Source organism: Pollutimonas sp. M17, assembly GCF_025836975.1.
Classification (GTDB): Bacteria; Pseudomonadota; Gammaproteobacteria; order Burkholderiales; family Burkholderiaceae_B.
In genome coordinates, this window is the sequence record NZ_CP107548.1 from 981,577 (window position 1) to 1,000,537 (window position 18,961).

Here is an 18,961-nt window from a genome sequence, read left to right on the forward strand (position 1 = left end):
TTATTCACTCCATTCTTTGGCCAGTTTCTTTGCGGCGGCAATGTCGCGGGCCTGAGTGCTTTTATCTCCGCCGCACAGCAATACGACCAGAAGGTTTCCCCGTCGCTGGAAGTAGACGCGATAGCCCGGGCCGTAGTGAATCCGCAATTCGTTAACTCCTTCGCCTACCGATTCAATATCGCCTGGCAAACCTTCCGCCAATCGCATCAAACGCGCTGCGATGATGGTTTTTGCTCGTTTGTCACGTAGCCTGGCTTCCCACTTCTCGTAGGTTTTTGTCTGCTTTAGCTCGATCATACATAAATGTAGTCTATAAACTACGATTGTGCAATAGCGACAGAGTCGGAAGAGAGGCGCTCTTGCTGAAAGTTCGCCCTACAAGCTCTGGCGGGATGGAGGCTTTCCTGGACAGGCTATCCCGATCTACAGATGGATATGGTGGTTCCCTCACTTTGAATCAGGATGGCGGCCGATGTCACGCGCGAAGGGTTGACGCGACGGCAAGGCCGGCTACGCGTACGGTTTCAAGAAGGGTGTCCAGCCCCTTTCCGGCGCGCGCCTGTGCGGAAAGGCCGATCATCAGAGTGCTGATGTACTCCGTAAGTTGTGCGGCAGCCGAGGGGTGTCGAGCAGCGATGTAGCTGCGGACCATTGCGACGGCAGCGCTATGCGCGGCGCGTGCGAGAGCACGGGCTTCTTCGTCGCTGCTGCGGCATCCCTCCAGCACTATGCATCCGGTCGCGGCGGGATCAGCGGCATAACGACGTGCCGCTTCCTCGAGCATGGCGGTGAGGCACTCCGCTACCGGACGGTCAGGGCGCAGAAGATCGGCAAGCGGAACGGCTCCATGGTCCGCATACCGGTGAATGACGCGCTCATAAAGGCCGGCTTTGCTTCGGAAGGCCGAATAGAAACTAGGTGTGTTGATGCCCAGCGCATCGGTCACATCCGACACGCTGACAGCTTCATAGCCCCGGGAATGGAACAGGTTCTGAGCGGTGGCGATGGCCTCGTCAACATCGAATTTGCGGGGACGTCCCCTAGGCCTAACTAATTTTGTAGTCATAACTATAAAAATTCTTGACATCATCGTTGATTCGTTTATTGTAGTGAATCCTACATATTTAATCTAGAGGTGTTTGATGGCTGTGTTCGACAAGAAATCTGTATTGGTGCTGGGTGGAAGCCGTGGTATTGGAGCGGCGATTGTGCGACGCTTTGTTGCTGATGGAGCCAAGGTAACGTTCACCTACTCCGGGTCCCGGGCCGCAGCTGAAGCGCTGGCTGCGGAGACCGCCAGCAAGGCAGTGCAAACGGACAGTGCTGATCGGGATGCCGTCATCGCGCAGGTGCGCGACAGCGGCCCATTGGACGTGCTGGTCGTGAATGCAGGCATCGCAATCTTCGGCGACGCGCTCGAACAGGATCCGGATGCCGTGGATCGCCTGTTCAAGATCAATGTGCATGCGCCATATCACGCATCCGTCGAGGCGGCGCGCCGTATGCCCCAAGGCGGCCGGATCATCATCATCGGCTCGGTGAATGGCGACCGGATGCCCGTGCCTGGCATGGCGGCGTATGCGCTCAGCAAATCCGCTCTGCAGGGATTGGCTCGAGGCCTGGCGCGCGACTTCGGTCCGCGCGGCATCACCGTGAACGTCATTCAGCCAGGCCCCATCGACACGGACGCCAATCCGGCCGACGGGCCGATGAAAGACCTGTTGCATGGGTTCATGGCCATCAAGCGCCACGGCAAGCCAGAAGAGGTCGCGGCAATGGTGGCATGGCTGGCAGGGCCCGAGGCCGGCTTCGTGACCGGGGCGATGCACACGATAGACGGGGCATTTGGAGCCTAAGGGATGAATCGAGCGGGATCCGGGTAGGGCATTTCCTGTTCGGGCCCCGTCTCCAAATCGAGTTTGTCCAGAAATGGGTATGCGCGTGCGTTCATGGATTACAAACCGAAAGCCGAGGCCATCGTTCTTTGAATCTCTTGGATTGCACGCGATGCATGAATGTTGAAACACTCGCACGGCGAGAATTATGCCGAACCCTTAATTCAAACAGGTCGTTCAATCCGTATGGCGCGATGATCTTCAACGCCCCACAAGCATCCAGGTAAATGCCGACGCAGGTGGCATACTCCGGCCAGGTGGCCAGCCCGTCGTCCAAAGAAGAGAGGGGTGCAACCGTCGCGCCCAGTGTGTCCGCGAACCACTCGTGCACCCGGGCCTGGTTGGTCACTTCCCAGGGGACGTTGGGAAGGATCCTATGCAGCCGCTCTTGAAGTTCGGCATCCAGGCCCCGGGGTGCTTGTGCATCAAAATACGCGACGTCCACATCATCCACATCTGAAGGCTGTTGAAAGCCATGCAAGCCATCCCATACCAAAGACCTTATGGAACCTGCGCCTATGCACCACGAGGATAAACCCAGCGAGCGGGCCGCTTGCAGCGCGGCCATCAATCGCCCCGAGGATCGGACAAGGTCGCATAATTGTTGCTCGTAGCCTGCTTCAACGTTTGCCATCATTTCGCCAGGGATTGGCCTCTTTGGTTTACCCATACAGTAAGAGCATATCCGCCATCGTGTGCGGACGGAGGCCGATTGTCGGCATCCAGGATCAGCATTGCAATTGGCCTGCTCTAAGCTCCGCCTTGAGCGGTCTCTGAAGTGAGAATCAAATATATTGGAGGACCGCCTACTTTTCCAATACCCCCTCACTCAATCGCAAGGCCAATAGATCCACCAGCGCTGCCACGCGCGGGGCCAACGCTCCGTGTTTATAGAACACCGCCCATACCGGCTGCTTCCAGGGCAGCGTTTGCGCTTCCAGCACCGGTACCAATCGTCCATTCGCCACATCGCCGCGAGTCAGAAAATCGGCCAGGCAGACGATACCCGCATGGGTCAGCGCCAGGTGCCGCAAGGTTTCGCCGCTGGACGCCGCGATGGCCGGCTGTATGGGCAATCCATCGCAACCGTCGTGGGGCAAGGGCCAGATATTCAGTGATGCGGGTTCGGTAAAGCCCAGCAGACGGTGCCTGGACAGGTCGGCGACATCGGCGGGCTTGCCGTGGCGCTCTAGGTAATCGGGCGAAGCCAGCAAGCGCAGGGTGCTGGTTCCCAGGCGCCTGGCATTGAGGGTGGAGTCGGCCAAAGCGCCTATGCGGATGGCGAGGTCGGCGCGTTCCTCTATGAGGTCGACGATGGTTTCGCCGCTGACCAATTCCAATCGCAACAGCGGATAGGCATCCAGCAGCTCGGCCAGCAGGGGAGCCAGCAGATGGTCCAGCACGGGCGTGGCGGCGTTGACGCGCACCAGTCCCGACGGCTGGGAAAGTCGGGCCGCCAATTGCTGTTCGGTATCTTCCAGGTCAGCCAGCACTTTGCGCGCGCGGGCCAGCAGCCACTGGCCCTCCTCGGTCAGATCCAGGCGGCGCGTGGTGCGCGTTATCAAGGCCATGCCCAGTTTCTTTTCCAGGCGCGAAATGGTTCGGCTTATGCCCGAGGGCGTCAGGCCCAGGCGTTCCGCAGCGGCGGTGAACGACCCGGTATCGTTTACCGCGACGAAAGTAATCAGCGAGTCGACATCCAGCATTGATGACTCCTGGTCAAAAGTATATTGTAGCGGCGCTGGTTTTTCTTTGAGTGGGCAGGCCTCACACTGCCAGGCATCCAATTCTTATGCCGGAGAAAAACATGCCTCTCGCTTTATGGGCCTTGACCCTTAGCGCCTTTGCCATCGGGACGACAGAGTTCGTCATCGTCGGCCTGATTCCCACCATTGCCGTCAGCCTGGGCGTATCGGTGCCTTCGGCGGGTTTGCTGGTCAGCGTCTATGCGCTGGGCGTGGCAGTCGGGGCGCCGGTGCTGACGGCCCTGACCGGCAAGGTGCCGCGCAAGCAGTTGCTGCTGGGCTTGATGGCCTTGTTCACCGTGGGAAACCTGGTGGCCTGGATGGCGCCGGGCTACGTGGCGCTGATGGGCGCCCGTGTTCTTACCGGCCTGGCGCATGGGGTGTTTTTTTCCGTTGGCTCCACCATTGCGACCGGGTTGGTCAGCAAGGACAAGGCCGCCAGCGCAATCGCCCTGATGTTTACCGGGCTGACCGTAGCGCTGGTGACGGGCGTGCCGCTGGGCACCTTCATTGGCCAGACGCTGGGCTGGCAGGCGACCTTTCTGGCGGTTGCGGGGCTGGGGGTCATTGCTTTCGCCGGCAGCCTGTTGCTCGTGCCGGGCACGATACCCAATAGCCCGGCGGCCCCGTTGACGGCCCAGCTGGCGGTGTTGAAGAAGCCCAGGCTTCTGCTGGTCTACGCCATCACGACGCTGGGCTATGGCGGAAGTTTTGTCGCCTTCACCTATCTGGCGCCCATTCTGCAAGAGGTTCCGGGCTTTTCGGCCGCCAGCGTCAGCCTGGTGATGCTGGTGTACGGCGTGTCGGTGGCCATCGGAAATATCTGGGGCGGCAGACTGGCTGATCGCAAAGGCGCGATTCCCGCCCTGAAAATTGTATTCGGCCTGTTGGCCCTGGTGCTGTTTGCCTTCGCCTTTACCGCCGGCCACGCGTGGCTGGCGCTGATCACCGTACTGGCCTGGGGCGCGGTTGCTTTCGGCAATGTGCCGGGCCTGCAGGTTTATGTGGTGCAGCAAGCCCAGCGTCATGCGCCCCAGGCGGTCGATGTCGCGTCGGGCCTGAATATCGCGGCCTTCAATGTGGGTATCGCTTTGGGCGCATGGGCGGGCGGCATCATCGTTGCGCACCGGGGCTTGATGGCGACGCCCTGGATAGGCGCCGTCGTGGTGCTGGGCGCGCTGGCGTTGACGGCGCTGGCGGGCCGGCTGGACGGCGAGTCCGTTCGCAAGCTGGAGCCTTGCGCGCTTGCCGAGTCCAACTGAAGCCGCCGCCTTACTTGCGGCAACCGCTTGAAATACCTGCTCGCATGCCGCAGCAGGCTTCGTGTTACTACTGAATGTGTAACAACAGTCAGGAGGTGGGAAGCATGTCTGCGGCAAAGGCTCGGTTCAGCACGGCAATGGATACCGCCAGGGTGGGCGCCTGTTTCATGGTCGTCATCCTGCATGTGGCCGCGATCCGTTTCGCCACTTTCGACGACCAGTGGTGGGCCAGCAATTTCTACGATTCGCTTGCGCGCAGCTGCGTGCCTTTGTTTCTGATGATTACCGGGGTGCTGCTGTTGGGCAAGCAGGAGTCCCTGCCGGCATTCCTGTCCAAGCGCTTTGCGCGCATCCTGCCCCCCTTGCTGTTCTGGTCGCTGTTCTACATGGCATGGAACACCTGGCGTGGCGAGCAATACGGCCCCTGGTACGACTGGCTGCGCGCCCTGGCCCATGGTCCCGTGGTCTTTCATCTTTGGTATCTCTATGCCATTGTGGGCATTTACCTATTCGTGCCTTTTTTGCGGGCCATCTGGAATGCCGCGCGGCCATCCGAAAAAATCGCCTACCTGGCCCTTTGGGCGGTGGCTTCGACGTGGCCCACGCTGGGAACGGCCATGGGCGTCGACACCGGCTTGCTCCAGGTGTATGGCCTGGACACGTTCTTTGGGCTGGCCGGCTATCTCTTCCTGGGCGCCTACGTGCATGAGGCCTACTTGCGCCGCACGGAAAAACGCCGCTACTGGTATGCCAATGCGCTGTTGTTCATCGTGTTCAGCGTGTTGACCATGCTGGCGACCTACCTCCTTACCAAGCAGTCGGGTGTGCCCACCACCTTGTTCTATGACTACTTGTCGCCGTTCGTCATGGCATCGGCCATATGCGCTTTCAATGTCCTGTATGGCCTGGGAACGAAGGCCGGGGAATACGCCGGTCCGCTGAAGAAGCTGTCCGCCTGCACGCTGGGCGTTTATTGCTTGCACATATTTGTGTTGAACGAGCTCGATTCGGCGCTTCAGGACATGGGCGCGGCCGGCTCGTCCTGGTGGTCGATTCCCGCTCTGGCCGTGGCCGTGTTCGGCATTTCGCTGGGTGCGATCATGCTGCTGCGCCGCCTCAAGCCCTTCGAACTGGTCACTTAGATACAGGGGGCGTCTTGAGCGGGCGCAGCGCTGAGCCGCGCGACGCTAGTTATCGCGGGACAGCGCGCGGCCTATATCGGCTTTCAGGTCTTCGATGTGTTCCACGCCCACCGACATGCGCACGAAATTGGCTTCGATGCCGGCCGATTCCATTTGCGCCTCCGTCATGGTTCCGGCCCACATGGCGGCGGTGTGCACCGCCAGCGTCTCCACGCCGCCCAGGCTGACCGCATGGGTGGCGAGCCTCAGCGAAGCAACGAAGCGGCTGGTGGCATCGAATCCGCCTTTTATTGAAAAGGCGATGACGGCGCCGTAGCCTTTCATCTGACGGGCCGCCAGCTCGTGCTGGGGGTGGCTGGCCAGCCCGGGGTAGTACACGCGCTCGATCTGCGGCTGCGCTTCCAGCCATTGGGCCAGGGCCAGCGCATTGGAATTGATGCGCTCCATGCGCAGCGGTAGGGTGCGCAGGCCGCGCAGCAGCAGCCAGGCGTCCATGGGCGACAGCACCGAGCCCAGGGTGGTGTGCATGCCCCAGATCTTCTCGGCATATTCCCGGCTGCAGCATACGGCGCCGGCCGTGATGTCGTGGTGTCCGCCGAAATACTTGGTGGCGCTGTGAACGACGATGTCTATGCCCAGGGCATGGGGCTTCTGGTTCAGGGGCGAGGCGAAGGTGTTGTCGGCGATGGTGATGATGCCCTTGGGTCCGGCCAGCGCGGCAACCGCTTCCAGGTCGGTCAACGACAGGGTGGGGTTGACCGGCGTTTCCAGCATGATCAGGCGGGTCTCGGGCCGGATGGCTGCGCCGAGCGCCGCCAGGTCGGTCTGGTCGACGATGGTGGATTCGACGCCGAATCGCGGCAGGACCTCTTCGAACAGCTTCGACGTGCTCATGTAATGGCGGCGCTGCGCGATGACATGGTCGCCGCGCGCAACCAGCGCCAGTATCGTGGTGCTGATGGCGCCCATGCCCGATGCCATCAGCAGAGCGGTTTCCGTGCCCTCCAGTTCGGCCAGTATGGCCTCGACCCGCTTGTGCACCGGGTTGCCGTAGCGGGTATAGAAGCCGGGATGGCGCGGCGTGTTGGCCATGTCGGCGAACTGCGCGGCATCGTCGGCCCGGAAAGTGGCGCTGTAATGGATGGGTGGCACGACTGACGAATCCGCCGTCAAGCCCGAATCGCCATGCAGGACGGTGGTCTCGTCGCGCCAGTTTTCCATTTCGCCGGCCGATGCGGCTTGCGCTGTGTCTTTCATTGCTGTGCTCCTGAGGAATCGGCCGGTGATGGGCGGGCGGGTTGGACGCCATCCAGGCGGCGTGACGGTCCATGGCCGCGGCCAGGGTAGCTCAAAGCCACCATGATACGCCTGCCCTCGCCCCACGCAGGGGGACGAAGCCCCGGCTCCTGCAAGCCGGCGGGTGAAACGGGAGCCTAGGGAAAACTATAGGCGCCCCGCACTTGAATTAATCTTCGAATTCTCCATAATTATGAATTATGAGCTGCGGAAACGCGGCGGTCGCATGGGGAATTCCGTGAACACTCGCATCGTCCAGCAGGTGCTGTACCAGGAAGTGGCCGACAGGTTGCGCGGCATGATCCAGGCGCGCGAACTGGAAGCCGGCGAATGGATAGACGAAGTCGCCCTGACCAAGACGCTGGGCATCTCCCGGACTCCCTTGCGCGAGGCCCTGAAGGTGCTGGTCGCCGAAGGCCTGCTGCGGCTGGAGCCGCGCCGGGGCTGCTATGTGAACGAGCTTTCCGTCGACGATCTGGACGAGATTTTTCCGTTGATGGCCATGCTCGAAGGGCGTTGCGCGCACGAGGCCGCACGCAAGGTCACCGACCAGGACCTGCAACGCCTGGAACCTTTGCATCAACGCCTGCAAGAGCAGGCTGCAAAGGGCGATATTGATGAATACTATGCCAGCAACGCCCTCATCCACGAGGCCATACAGGCCTTGGCGGCCAATCACTGGCTTTCCGATCTGGTCGACAACCTGCGCAAGCTGCTCAGCCTGTCGCGCCACAAAAGCCTGGTGCTGCCCGGCCGCATCGACGAATCCTGCGCCGAGCACATGGCCATCTTCGCGGCCTTGAAGGCGCGCGATCCGGAAGGGGCCGAAGCCCTGACGCGCAAGCACCTCATGCGGCAGCTCGATGCGCTTCACACCTTGACCGCGCAGGAGCGGGCCGGCGCCGCGGTTCAGGAAAGTCCGTCCACTCTACAGGATTCAGGAGTTTGAACATGACAGCCACCGAGACCCCTCTTGCGGTAAGAAACAAGCCGGACGCCGAGGCGCCCGCGCCGACGGTCAAAGAGAAGGAAGCACAGGGCATCATGGCCCGGCTTGGACGCTGGCTGGAGCGCGATCGCTGGCCGACGCCGTCCGATACCCTTGCGCTGTTCAGTGCGCGCCTGACCGACGTGGCGGCCAACAAGCTCGCCAAGCAATGGAGCCTGCGCTATGACCAGGCCGACTCCACCGAGCGCCGCGTGCTGCTGGCCGGCCTGGCGCAGGCCAGCGCCAGCCTGGAGCCCCGGGGCGATCAGGGCTTGCGGCTTTTCCGGCGCCTGTATGCGCAGGCCGACAGCCTGAAACTGCTGGTGGAGCTGCGCGCCGACATCCTGCGCTGGCGCAACCAGGTGGCGGGCCTGGGCGTGCTGGAGCGCGAACTCGAAGGCCTGCTGTCGAGCTGGTTCGATGTGGGCATGCTGGAATTGCGGCCGATCAATTGGGACTCCCCCGCATCGCTGCTTGAAAAACTCATCCAGTACGAGGCGGTGCATGAAATCCGTTCGTGGGAAGAGCTGCGCCACCGCGTCGCGGACCAGCGCCGCTGCTATGCCTTCTTCCACCCGCGCATGAACGACGTACCGCTCATTTTCGTGGAAGTGGCATTCGCCGCTCAAATGGCCGACAACGTCCAGGTTCTGCTGGATCCCCAGGTTCCCGCCGGCGATCCATCCAAGGCGCGCTGGGCGATCTTCTATTCCATCTCCAACACCCAGCCGGGTTTGCGCGGCATCAGTTTCGGCAACTTCCTGCTCAAGCGGGTCATCGATGAGCTGCTGAGCGAGCTGCCGAAGCTGAAGTCCTTTGCCACCCTGTCGCCCATACCGGGCTTCGCCGACTGGCTGGCCAAGCAGGACGGGCAGGCCATGCAGGCCTTGCTGCACGACAAGGCCGACAAGCAACAGGCGCAGGACGACCCGTCGGCCGGGCAGAAGTGGGTCGAGCGTCTTCAGGCCGCCGCCGCGGGCAAGGCGCCCGACGCCATTCAGCGCACGGGCTTGCGCCTGGCCGCGCATTACCTGAAAAGCATGAAGAACGGCCAGCCGCTGGATCCGGTGGCGCGCTTTCACCTGGGCAACGGGGCACGCATCGAAAGGGTGAACTGGGCCGCCGATCTTTCGCCCAAGGGCATGGCGCAGTCCTGCGGCATCATGACCAACTATTTGTATGAGCTGGATCAGCTTGACGACAATCTGGCGCAACTGGCCGCCGGCAAGCCCAAGACGGGGATGACTTTGCGATGGCTATGACGGGACACTCCGAAACCGGGCGCGTGCTGCTCGATTACGACGGAGCGATCGCCTTCGTCACCCTAAGCCATCCGGGCCGCCTGAACGCCATCAGTGTGTCCATGTGGCGCGAGCTTCAGCGGATATTCACCGAGATAGGCGCCAATACGGATTTGCGCTGCGCGGTGCTGCGCGGTGAGCAGGGTAATTTTGCGGCGGGCGCCGACATCAGTGAATTTCCGCGTGAACGTGCCGACCGGAACGGTGTCGTCAACTACCACATGCGGGTCATTGCTCCGGCGCTCCACGCCATCGCCGATTGCATGCACCCGGTGCTCGCGCAGATCGAGGGAGTCTGCGTCGGCGGCGGCCTTGAAATCGCCAGCCAGTGCGACCTGCGCATTGCCGGCGAGTCCTCCCGCTTCGGCGTGCCGATCAACAAGCTGGGTTTTCCCATGGCCCCCGAGGAAATGCGCGGCCTGCTGGCGCTGGCCGGGCGAGCGGCCACACTGGAAATACTGCTGGAAGGGCGTGTGTTTCCGGCCGCCGAAGCGATGGCCAAGGGTTTGCTCACCCGCGTGCTTCCCGATGCCGACGTGGCCGGCGATGTCTTGCGCACGGCGCGGCGTATCGCTGCGGGCGCCCCGCTGGCCGCCCGCATCAACAAGAAGACGGCTGCAAGGCTGTGTTCCGTGCCCGAGCCGCTCAGCGAATCCGAGCTCGACGAGCTTTTCAGTTATGCCCAGACGCGTGACCACCACGAGGGTATAAGAGCATTTTTGGCTGGCCAGGAGCCGGTATTCTCAGGAGATTGATTTGGAAAGCAACGCTAATCTGTACGCCTTGCTCGCATCGGGCTTCCCGCCGGATCGTTCGCAGGCCGCCATTGAAACGCCGGACCAGGCTTATAGCTGGAACGATATCGAAGAAATGAGCGCCCGCCTGGCATCGTTGCTGCAAGCCCTGGCTCTACCCTCCGGCGCCCGCGTTGCCGTGCAGGTGGAGAAGTCGCCCACCGCCTTGATGCTGTATCTGGCCACTGTGCGGGCCGGATTGGTGTACTTGCCGCTGAATACCGCATATCGCTCCGCGGAAGTTGAGTATTTCCTGACCGACGCCGAACCGGCCGTGGTGGTGTGCGACAGCAAGAATCTGGAGTGGATAGAAGCCCTGGCCCGGAAAACCGACATCGCCAATGTGTATACGCTGGATGCCGATGGCAGTGGCAGCCTGGCGGTGGCCGCCGCCAGCCAGGGCAGTCAGTTCGACACGGTCGTCAGCCAGCCGGATGACCTGGCCGCCATTCTGTACACCTCGGGCACGACGGGCCGCAGCAAGGGCGCCATGCTGTCGCACCGCAACCTGTCGTCGAACGCCCAGGTCCTGAAGGAGTTCTGGGGCTGGCGTCCCGACGATGTGCTGCTGCACATGCTGCCCATCTTCCATGTGCATGGTCTTTTCGTGGCCTCGCATGGCGCTTTGCTGGCCGGTGCCAAAATGATCTGGCTGCCCAAGTTCAATGTGGACCAGGCCCTGCATTACCTGCCGCAAAGCACGGTGATGATGGGCGTGCCCACCTATTACGTGCGCCTGCTGGCCGATGCCCGGTTCACCCGCGAGGTCACGCGCAACATGCGCCTGTTCATTTCGGGCTCCGCCCCCTTGCTGACCGAAACCTTCACCGAGTTCCGCGAACGCACCGGCCAGACCATACTCGAACGCTACGGCATGAGCGAAACCATCATGCTGACCTCCAACCCCTACGACGCCGCCCTGGGCGAGCGCCTGGGCGGCACCGTGGGCCAGCCCCTGCCGGGCGTGTCGGTGCGCGTGGTCGACGAGGCGGGCGCCGCGCTGCCCGCTGGCGAAATCGGCAATGTCCAGGTGCGCGGCCCCAATGTGTTTTCGGGCTATTGGCGCATGCCCGAGAAAACCCGCGAGGAATTCACCGCGGATGGCTGGTTCCGCACCGGCGACGTGGGGCAGTGGGGCGGGGCCAATGTGCCGGACAACTACCTGACCATCGTCGGCCGCAGCAAGGACTTGATCATCTCGGGCGGGTTCAACGTTTATCCCAAAGAGATCGAATTGGTCATCGATGAGCAGCCCGGCGTTGACGAGTCGGCGGTCATCGGCGTGCCGCACCCTGATTTCGGCGAGGCGGTGGTGGCGGTCGTGGTGGAGAAGCAAGGGTGCAAGATCGACCCTGAGGCAATGCTGGCGGGCCTGAAAGCCTGCCTGGCGAATTTCAAGGTTCCGAAGCGGATCGTCGTGGCGGCCGAATTGCCGCGCAACACGATGGGCAAGGTTCAGAAGAACGTATTGAGAGAGCAATACAAGAACCTGTAGTTAGAAGACAGCGGTAAATAGTTACGCGCAGCAAGGCAGTTCGCATAGAAAGTAGTCCTTATTAAAATTTCAGGAGACAAAACTATGAAGAGCCTATATCGCATCGCGGTGGGAGCCGCAATCCTGGCCGCTGCCGGCACGGCGGCGGCCCAGACCACCCTGAGGGCATCCCATCAGTTTCCAGGCGGGCAGGGAGATCCCCGGGACGAGATGGTGCAGATCATCGCTCGCGAGGTCGAGGCCGCCAACGTGGGGCTGAAGATCCAGGTGTTTCCGTCCTCGTCCTTGTACAAGGCCACAGAGCAGTGGGGCGCGATTACGCGCGGCCAATTGGATATGTCGGCGTTTCCCCTGGACTACGCCTCGGGCCGCGTCCCGCAGTTTTCAGCCACGCTCATGCCCGGGCTGGTGCGCAACTACGACCATGCGCAGCGTTTGAACAAGTCCGATTTCATGAAGGACATCAAGGCGCTGGTAGAGAAAAGCGGTGCGGTGGTAATTGCCGATGCGTGGCTCGCGGGCGGCTTTGCCTCCAAGAAGCAATGCATCACCAGCCCCGATACCATCAAAGGACAGGTAATACGCGCCGCCGGTCCCGCGTTCGAGCAAATGCTGGCGGCGGCGGGCGCGTCTATTTCATCCATGCCGTCCTCCGAGATCTATACGGCCATGCAAACCGGTGTCCTGGATGCGACCAATACCTCCAACGACAGCTTCGTGTCCTACCGCATCTACGAACAGGTCAAATGCCTGACCGCTCCGGGCGAAAATGCGCTTTGGTTCATGTATGAACCCGTGATCATGTCGAAGAAAGTATTCGACAGACTGAAGCCCGAGCAGCAAAAGGCGATCATGTCCGCGGCCAAGAAAGCCGAAGATTACTTTACCGGCGAGGCGCGCAAAGGCGAGAAGAAAATGATCGATACCTTCACCAATGCTGGCGTCAAGGTCGTCAGCATGAGCAAGGAGGATTTCGATGCCTGGATGAAGGTGGCCCAGGCTTCGTCTTACAAGCAGTTTGCCGAGAAGGTGAAAGGCGGCGATGAGTTATTGAAAAAGGCGCTGGCGGTCCAGTGATGTCCTGAGCGCAGCCGGCCGGGCCGGGGGTGGTTTTGCGTGCCGTCCCGCCCAGCCGGGCTGCTTTATCGTAAAGAAAAGGATGTCACATGACTGGACGATTTATCCGTTTCGTTGAAACCCTGTCGCGCCTATGCGGATTGCTGTCAGGCTTGCTGCTGATTTTTTCCATGCTTGTGGTGTGCGAAATGATCTTCCTGCGCTATATCTTCCGCGCCGCCACGATCTGGCAAACCGAAGCGGTGGTGTTCAGCGCGACCGCGGCGATCTTCCTCGGAGCCCCCTATGTCTTGCAGACCAAGGGGCATGTCGGCGTCGATTTCATACAGCTGGTAGTCAAGCCGCGCACCCGCCTGGCCATGGACCGCGCGGGGGCGATTTTCGGTATCCTGTTCTGCCTGGTCATGGCGGTTGCCACGGGCATCCACCTGTATGAAGCGCTGGAGGGCGGATGGACCACGCCCAGCGTTGCGGCTGTTCCATTGTGGATGCCGCTTTCGCCCATGCTGGCCGGCTTCGTCCTGCTCAGCCTGCAATACATTGCCGAGATCGTCAAACTGTCCGGAGAGCCATCATGAGCCCGACCCAGGCGGGGATTGCGCTGGTCGTGGGGCTGTGCCTGTTGCTGGGCACCGGCATGCCGATCGCGTTTGCGCTGGGTCTGGCGGCCATCGCCGGCCTGTTTCTGGATATGGGGCCGGACGTCATCTATGTGATTGCCGAAACGATGTTTGCGGGCATTGCCAATCTGGCTTACGTTGCCATACCCATGTTTGTGTTGATGGGCGCGATCGTGGCCGGAACGCCGGCGGGGGGCGATTTATACAAGTCGCTGGATCGCTGGCTGTACAAGGTGCCGGGCGGGCTGGTGCTGTCGAATATCGGCGCCTGCGCTATTTTTTCGGGCATGACGGGGTCCAGTCCCGCAACTTGCGCGGCCATCGGCAAGATGGGCATACCCGAGATGCTCAAGCGCGGCTACCCCAGTTCGGTGGCTACGGGCTCCATCGCGGCGGGCGGCACCCTGGGCATATTGATACCGCCTTCGGTCACCATGATCGTGTATGGGATATCGACGCAGACCTCTATCGGGCGGCTGTTCCTGGCAGGCGTCCTCCCAGGCCTGATGCTGACCGCCATGTTCATGGTCTGGGCATTGATCGATGCCCGCAGGAAGGGATTCCGTTTCCAGTCCGTGGCGCTGCACTATACCTTGAAGGAGAAGCTGGCGACCCTGCCGCGCGTACTGCCGCTGCTGCTGATCATCCTGGGCATGCTGTTCGTGCTGTATGGCGGGGTGGCGACCCCGTCGGAGGCGGCCGGCGCGGGCGCCATGCTGACCCTGCTGGTGGTCATCGTGGTGTATCGCCTGTTCAAGATCAGGCCGTTCGTGGGCATCTTCGGCTCCGCCATGCGCGAAAGCGTCATGATCATGATGATCATGGCCTCGGCTGAGCTGTTCGCGTTCGCCTTGTCCTCGCTTTACATTACGCAGTCATTGGCCGCCGCGATCGCCGAATTGCAGATCAATCGATGGGCGCTGATGGGCCTGATCAATCTGTTTCTGCTGGTATCGGGAATGTTCCTGCCGCCGGTTGCGATTATCGTCATGTCGGCGCCACTGCTTTTCCCCATTATCACCCAGGCCGGTTTTGATCCGTACTGGTTCGCCGTGGTGCTGACCATCAATATGGAGATAGGCCTCATTACCCCGCCGGTGGGCTTGAACCTCTTTGTGCTGAATTCCATTGCGCCCGACGTCCCGACCCGGGAGATTCTTTGGGGGGCGTTGCCCTACGTGCTGGTGATGCTGCTGGCCATCGTCGTGTTGTGCCTGTTTCCCCAGATCGTCACATCGCTGCCCGAGTACGTGATGGGTCCGGCTGTTTAGTTTTACGCTGCGAAAGCAGCTTTTATGCTGGCGATAGGTGTTTTCTCCAGTAGTATGCAACACGCTCCGCACAGAGAATGCGGAGTGCTTTATGCGAATGATCGCACTTTAGTTTTTATATAAGAATCCAAGAGGAGATTTCATGAAGAAGCGTTTTGTTCTGGCTGCCACCGTGGCCCTGTCCGCATTGGCAGTGTCCGGCGCCGCCCAGGCTGCATGGCCCGACCGATCCATCACCATCATCGTTCCGTTCCCCGCCGGCGGCGGCACCGACACCTTCGCCCGGCCTTTGGCCCATCAGCTTGGCCAGCAGCTGAAGCAAAGCGTGGTGGTCGACAACAAGGGCGGCGCGGGCGGCACGCTGGGTGCCGGCGTGGCTGCGCGCGCACCGGCCGACGGCTATACCTTCTTCATGGGCGGGGCGCACCATGCCGTGGCGCCGTCCATCTACAAGAAGCTGAACTACGACATCCAGAAGGATTTCGTGCCCGTTGCTCTGCTGGCCCAGCCGCCCCAGATCATCGTGGTGAATCCCACCAAGCTTCCCGTCAAAAGCGTGAAGGAGCTGCTTGAGAAGGCCAAGGCCAATCCCGGCCAGATCAACTTCGGTTCGGCCGGCGTGGGAAGCACCCACCATCTGGCGGGTGAATTGTTCGCGCTGAAAAACGGCATCGAACTGACGCACGTCCCCTACCAGGGCGCGGGCCCCATGCTGACCGGCCTCATCACGGGCCAGGTCGATGTGGCGTTCGACGGGCTGGGATCGTCGGCATCGCATATCCGCGCGGGTTCCATACGTCCCCTGGCGGTGGCGGCGGCCCAGCGCTCGCCGTCCTTCCCCGACGTTCCGACGGCGGCCGAAGCCGGAGTGCCCGACTATGAAGTGTCCACATGGTATGCCATGTGGGCGCCGGCGGGCACGCCTGCGGACATCGTCAAGAAGATGTCCGAAGAACTGGTCAAGGCGCTGAATGCTCCCAAGGTGAAAGAGCTTTGGAACAGCAACGGCTCGGCCACGCCCAACATGACGGGCGAGGCTTTCGGCAAGTTCGTCGACAGCGAGATCGTTCGCTGGGGCGATGTGGCCAAGCAGGCAAAGGTCCAGCCTCAGTAAGCCTGGCGGCGTTTCACAAATAAGGGCTGGCCAGCCATATCACCCTGTTGCGCAGACGCTTGCGAAAGGGAATGGCGGCCAGCCCTTGCAGTGTGACCGCTTCGGAATTCTGTATTTCACTGTCGATAAGCCCTTCGATCCGGCTTGCCAGATCTTGGCTGTAGACTTCCATGTCAAGCTCGAAATTCAACCGCAAGCTGCGCGGATCCATATTGGACGAACCCACGTAGGACCAGGCTCCGTCTATGGTGATCAGCTTGGAATGGTTGAAATTCCCATGGGCGCGCCATACCCGGCAGCCATTGCGTATCACCTGGTCCAGCTGGGCGGTCATGGCGTAGTTCACCAGGCGCAGGTTGTTGCGTCCCGGGATGACGATGTCCACCGTGATGCCTCGCCGGGCCGCCGTGTTGATGGCGCCCAGGAGTATCTGGTCGGGCAGGAAGTAGGGCGACTGTATGCGTATGTGCTTCTGGGCCACGGCAAAGGCGCCCAGCAGCATGTTGTGCGTTCCAACGATATAGCGATCGGGACCCGAGCGTATGCAGCGCGCGGGCATGGTCGGCTGGGGCGGATCCCAGGCCGTGCAGCACCAGGTTTCATAAGGCAGGCTTTCCTTGGTCGTGAATTCCCAGTCGTGCGCAAAGACCGAGATCAATTGCAGGACCACCGGGCCTTCCACGCGGAAGTGGGTATCGCTTGCCGTGTTGCCGCCCGCCACGGCGGTAACGAACCCTTCGCGTATATTCATGCCTCCCGTAAAGGCGCAGCGTCCGTCTATGACGAGTATCTTGCGGTGGCTGCGCAGGTTGGCGTAGGGCATGCGCATCCCAAGGGGATTGGTCATGAACAAGGCCGAGGGGATGCCAAGCTTGCGCAACAGCCTGATGATGGGCGGGCGGGAATACTTCGACCCGACAGCATCGATCAGGACGCGCACCTGGACCCCGCGTTCATGGGCGCGCGCAAGCGCCTGGACGATTTTCCGCCCTTCGCTGTCGTTATCGAAAATATAGGTTTGCAGGGCAATGGACCGGGTGGCCTGGTCGATGGTGGCTATCATTTCGGGGTAGGTCTGGTCGCCGCCGACCAGCATCTGTATATGGTTGCCATCGCGCAAGGGAAAATGGCTGACGCGGTCCCCCAGCACATGCAGCGATGTGAACTGCTCGCCGAAGAGGGCGCCGACGTCGGCAACAGGCGGCTCGGGGATGGCCGCGTAATCCTTCAGGCTTTTATTGCGCTGGTCGGTGATGTGATCGCGGCGTATCCGGTTGATGCCGGCAATCAGATAAAAGAAGGGGCCCACCAGGGGCGACATCAGGATGACGCCCACCCAGCCTATGGCGGCGCGAACATCGTTCTTGGTCATGGCGGCATGGACGGCGGCGGTTCCGCCGACGGCCAGACTCAGTAGAAACGCCAGATGCGGCCAGTATTCCGAAACCACATATTCCAACGAAGCCATATTGATGCCTTAACGGTTTTTCATTGCAATCGGAAGCGGGCTGCGGTTCATGCAGCCCTCTGTGAAAATGCAAAAGCTAGCCTGCGCCAAGTATATAGAACTGGAAAAAAGCGGATGGTCAGGGCTGTGCCGGACGCTCCAGCAGCGTTTCATGCCATAGGGGGTTGGGATCGTCCTGGCGGGCGAAAGCCTGTGCTCGCGAAGGCGCGCGCCATACCCCGCCGCCTATGCCCGGCACGGGCTTTACGCCGTACCAGAACCAGCGGCCGTCTTCGTCTTGTGCGGCCCAATTCCAGCCTTGCGGCGCATGCGTCCAGTCCAGCTTCATAGTGCTCCCCCGCGCTTGGCGTACATGGCAAGCGTTATAGCATGGCGATCATGGTTTTTGTGGCTGGCCGGGCCCGGCGGGATGCGGGCGCCCCCGCGCCTGACGGGCCAGTTCCGCCAGATTGGACAGGACGGAACCATACGCGCTTTTTATCGAAACCATATGCTCTTCGTCTTCGACGGGAAAGCCGCCATGCTTGATGGACGCGTCCACTTGTTCTTCAAATGCCCGGTAAACCTTTTCCACGTCGTCAATCTCCTGGCACGGTTTCCCGGCTTCGACCGCGTCGGCGATTTCCTCCAGGCAGTTCCTGACCGTGCCGGCGAGCTCAAGGAGCGCTTTCTTGTCGTCGTCGCGCATGTCCGAAATCGGCTTGTCGCTGAAACGATCCACCAGGGTAAGGGTATAGGCGAAACGCTCGATTTCGGGAAGCAATGCCTGGGAAAACGGACTGAGGCCCATGGCGGGAGTCTTTTCTTCTATGCGGGCCTCGCGCGCCATGAGGCGGGCCTGCTCGATGGATCGCTGTATGGCGTTCTGGGCCTTCCTGTCCTTGTCCCGCTTGTCCCTGACCAGACATGTCGTGCATTCCAGCACGTAATCGCCACAGTTGCGCAGGGCCGTGGCCAGATGCTCCTGCTCGGTGCGCCTGGCAAGAACGGGGAATACGGCAAAGGCGGCCACCATTCCGCAGCTGGAACCGATGGCGATGGCCAGCACCTTTTTCAGCGCGCCTTCCACGATATAAAAGTCGGGCGCCACGGCGATAATGGCGACGGTGACCAGCCCGTAGGCCAGCACCGGCCATTTCGCGGCCAGGAAGCTCATGATGCCGACGCCGGCCAGCAGGGCGATGAGGGTATCCCAGCCTTCGGTTCCCAGCAGCATGACCAGCGCAACGGCAATGACCGCGCCAAGGGCGGCGCCCGCGATGCGGCCCAATGCGGCGCCTATGGTCCCGCCTATGCTGGCCTGAACGACGAACAGCGCCGAAAACACCCCCCACGACACATCCTCGACCTCCATGAAGAAGCTGGTGGCGAAATACGCCAGGAATACCGCGGAGGCCGTCTGTATGGGTATTCGGACCTCATCGGTCTGGAGGTGCTTGCGTATCCACTTCAGTGCGGGCGCCTTCATCGCCTATCATCGGGCGGCGGGTGGT

General features: G+C 61.5%; 19 protein-coding genes. 11 read left to right on the forward strand and 8 right to left on the reverse strand.

Annotated elements, in window-relative coordinates; all coding sequences use genetic code 11:
• Entirely contained in the window at window positions 1-297 is a 297-nt protein-coding gene (locus tag OEG81_RS04710; RefSeq protein ID WP_264131566.1) for a type II toxin-antitoxin system RelE/ParE family toxin, read from the reverse strand.
• Window positions 298-475: 178 nt separating this feature from the next.
• Window positions 476-1,066 (reverse strand): TetR/AcrR family transcriptional regulator, encoded by a 591-nt coding sequence (locus OEG81_RS04715; RefSeq protein WP_264131567.1) that lies wholly within the window; start codon window positions 1,064-1,066, stop codon window positions 476-478.
• A 76-nt stretch (window positions 1,067-1,142) separates the two neighbouring features.
• Between OEG81_RS04715 and bdcA the strand changes: the two genes are divergently transcribed.
• Window positions 1,143-1,856 (forward strand): SDR family oxidoreductase, encoded by a 714-nt coding sequence (gene bdcA, locus OEG81_RS04720; RefSeq protein WP_264131568.1) that lies wholly within the window; start codon window positions 1,143-1,145, stop codon window positions 1,854-1,856.
• Between the two features lie 91 nt (window positions 1,857-1,947).
• Here bdcA and OEG81_RS04725 read toward each other — a convergent pair whose 3' ends face one another.
• Both OEG81_RS04725 and OEG81_RS04730 read right to left on the reverse strand, forming a co-directional pair.
• Complete coding sequence (locus tag OEG81_RS04725) at window positions 1,948-2,565, reverse strand: nucleotidyltransferase family protein (RefSeq protein ID WP_264131569.1); 618 nt, start codon at window positions 2,563-2,565, stop codon at window positions 1,948-1,950.
• Between the two features lie 136 nt (window positions 2,566-2,701).
• Window positions 2,702-3,601 (reverse strand): LysR family transcriptional regulator, encoded by a 900-nt coding sequence (locus tag OEG81_RS04730; RefSeq protein ID WP_264131570.1) that lies wholly within the window; start codon window positions 3,599-3,601, stop codon window positions 2,702-2,704.
• Window positions 3,602-3,702: 101 nt separating this feature from the next.
• Here OEG81_RS04730 and OEG81_RS04735 point away from each other — a divergent pair, with 101 nt between their 5' ends.
• Both OEG81_RS04735 and OEG81_RS04740 read left to right on the forward strand, forming a co-directional pair.
• A complete protein-coding gene (locus tag OEG81_RS04735; RefSeq protein WP_264131571.1) occupies window positions 3,703-4,902 on the forward strand; it encodes an MFS transporter in 1,200 nt (399 codons plus the stop codon).
• A gap of 104 nt (window positions 4,903-5,006) precedes the next feature.
• Window positions 5,007-6,044, forward strand: a complete 1,038-nt coding sequence (locus OEG81_RS04740; protein WP_264131572.1) for an acyltransferase — start codon at window positions 5,007-5,009, stop codon at window positions 6,042-6,044.
• Window positions 6,045-6,089: 45 nt separating this feature from the next.
• On the opposite strand, the gene OEG81_RS04745 is transcribed toward OEG81_RS04740, so the two are convergent.
• Window positions 6,090-7,301: a trans-sulfuration enzyme family protein gene (locus OEG81_RS04745; protein ID WP_264131573.1), complete on the reverse strand. Its 1,212-nt coding sequence runs from the start codon at window positions 7,299-7,301 to the stop codon at window positions 6,090-6,092.
• Window positions 7,302-7,566: 265 nt separating this feature from the next.
• Here OEG81_RS04745 and OEG81_RS04750 point away from each other — a divergent pair, with 265 nt between their 5' ends.
• The 8 genes from OEG81_RS04750 (at window position 7,567) to OEG81_RS04785 (ending at window position 16,000) form a co-directional block, all read left to right on the forward strand.
• Window positions 7,567-8,289, forward strand: a complete 723-nt coding sequence (locus OEG81_RS04750) for a GntR family transcriptional regulator (RefSeq protein ID WP_412034106.1) — start codon at window positions 7,567-7,569, stop codon at window positions 8,287-8,289.
• 2 nt (window positions 8,290-8,291) lie between these two features.
• Window positions 8,292-9,590 (forward strand): malonyl-CoA decarboxylase, encoded by a 1,299-nt coding sequence (locus OEG81_RS04755; protein ID WP_264131575.1) that lies wholly within the window; start codon window positions 8,292-8,294, stop codon window positions 9,588-9,590.
• Window positions 9,581-10,384: an enoyl-CoA hydratase/isomerase family protein gene (locus tag OEG81_RS04760; RefSeq protein WP_412034107.1), complete on the forward strand. Its 804-nt coding sequence runs from the start codon at window positions 9,581-9,583 to the stop codon at window positions 10,382-10,384. The genes OEG81_RS04755 and OEG81_RS04760 overlap by 10 nt, the downstream gene beginning before the upstream one ends.
• Before the next feature lies 1 nt (window position 10,385).
• Complete coding sequence (locus tag OEG81_RS04765; protein WP_264131577.1) at window positions 10,386-11,918, forward strand: malonate--CoA ligase; 1,533 nt, start codon at window positions 10,386-10,388, stop codon at window positions 11,916-11,918.
• A gap of 84 nt (window positions 11,919-12,002) precedes the next feature.
• A complete protein-coding gene (dctP, locus tag OEG81_RS04770; protein WP_264131578.1) occupies window positions 12,003-12,995 on the forward strand; it encodes a TRAP transporter substrate-binding protein DctP in 993 nt (330 codons plus the stop codon).
• Between the two features lie 89 nt (window positions 12,996-13,084).
• Window positions 13,085-13,573, forward strand: coding sequence for a TRAP transporter small permease subunit (locus tag OEG81_RS04775; protein WP_264131579.1), 489 nt, complete (start codon window positions 13,085-13,087; stop codon window positions 13,571-13,573).
• A complete protein-coding gene (locus OEG81_RS04780; protein WP_264131580.1) occupies window positions 13,570-14,886 on the forward strand; it encodes a TRAP transporter large permease in 1,317 nt (438 codons plus the stop codon). The genes OEG81_RS04775 and OEG81_RS04780 overlap by 4 nt, the downstream gene beginning before the upstream one ends.
• 142 nt (window positions 14,887-15,028) lie before the next feature.
• Window positions 15,029-16,000, forward strand: a complete 972-nt coding sequence (locus OEG81_RS04785) for a Bug family tripartite tricarboxylate transporter substrate binding protein (protein ID WP_264131581.1) — start codon at window positions 15,029-15,031, stop codon at window positions 15,998-16,000.
• Between the two features lie 13 nt (window positions 16,001-16,013).
• Here OEG81_RS04785 and OEG81_RS04790 read toward each other — a convergent pair whose 3' ends face one another.
• The 3 genes from OEG81_RS04790 to OEG81_RS04800 form a co-directional block, all read right to left on the reverse strand.
• Window positions 16,014-17,468 carry a phospholipase D-like domain-containing protein gene (locus OEG81_RS04790; protein ID WP_264131582.1) on the reverse strand — a complete coding sequence of 485 codons (1,455 nt, stop codon included), beginning with the start codon at window positions 17,466-17,468 and terminating at the stop codon, window positions 16,014-16,016.
• 118 nt (window positions 17,469-17,586) lie between these two features.
• Window positions 17,587-17,796, reverse strand: coding sequence for a hypothetical protein (locus tag OEG81_RS04795; RefSeq protein ID WP_264131583.1), 210 nt, complete (start codon window positions 17,794-17,796; stop codon window positions 17,587-17,589).
• A gap of 48 nt (window positions 17,797-17,844) precedes the next feature.
• Window positions 17,845-18,936 carry an FUSC family protein gene (locus OEG81_RS04800; protein WP_264131584.1) on the reverse strand — a complete coding sequence of 364 codons (1,092 nt, stop codon included), beginning with the start codon at window positions 18,934-18,936 and terminating at the stop codon, window positions 17,845-17,847.
• Window positions 18,937-18,961 lie beyond the last annotated feature (25 nt).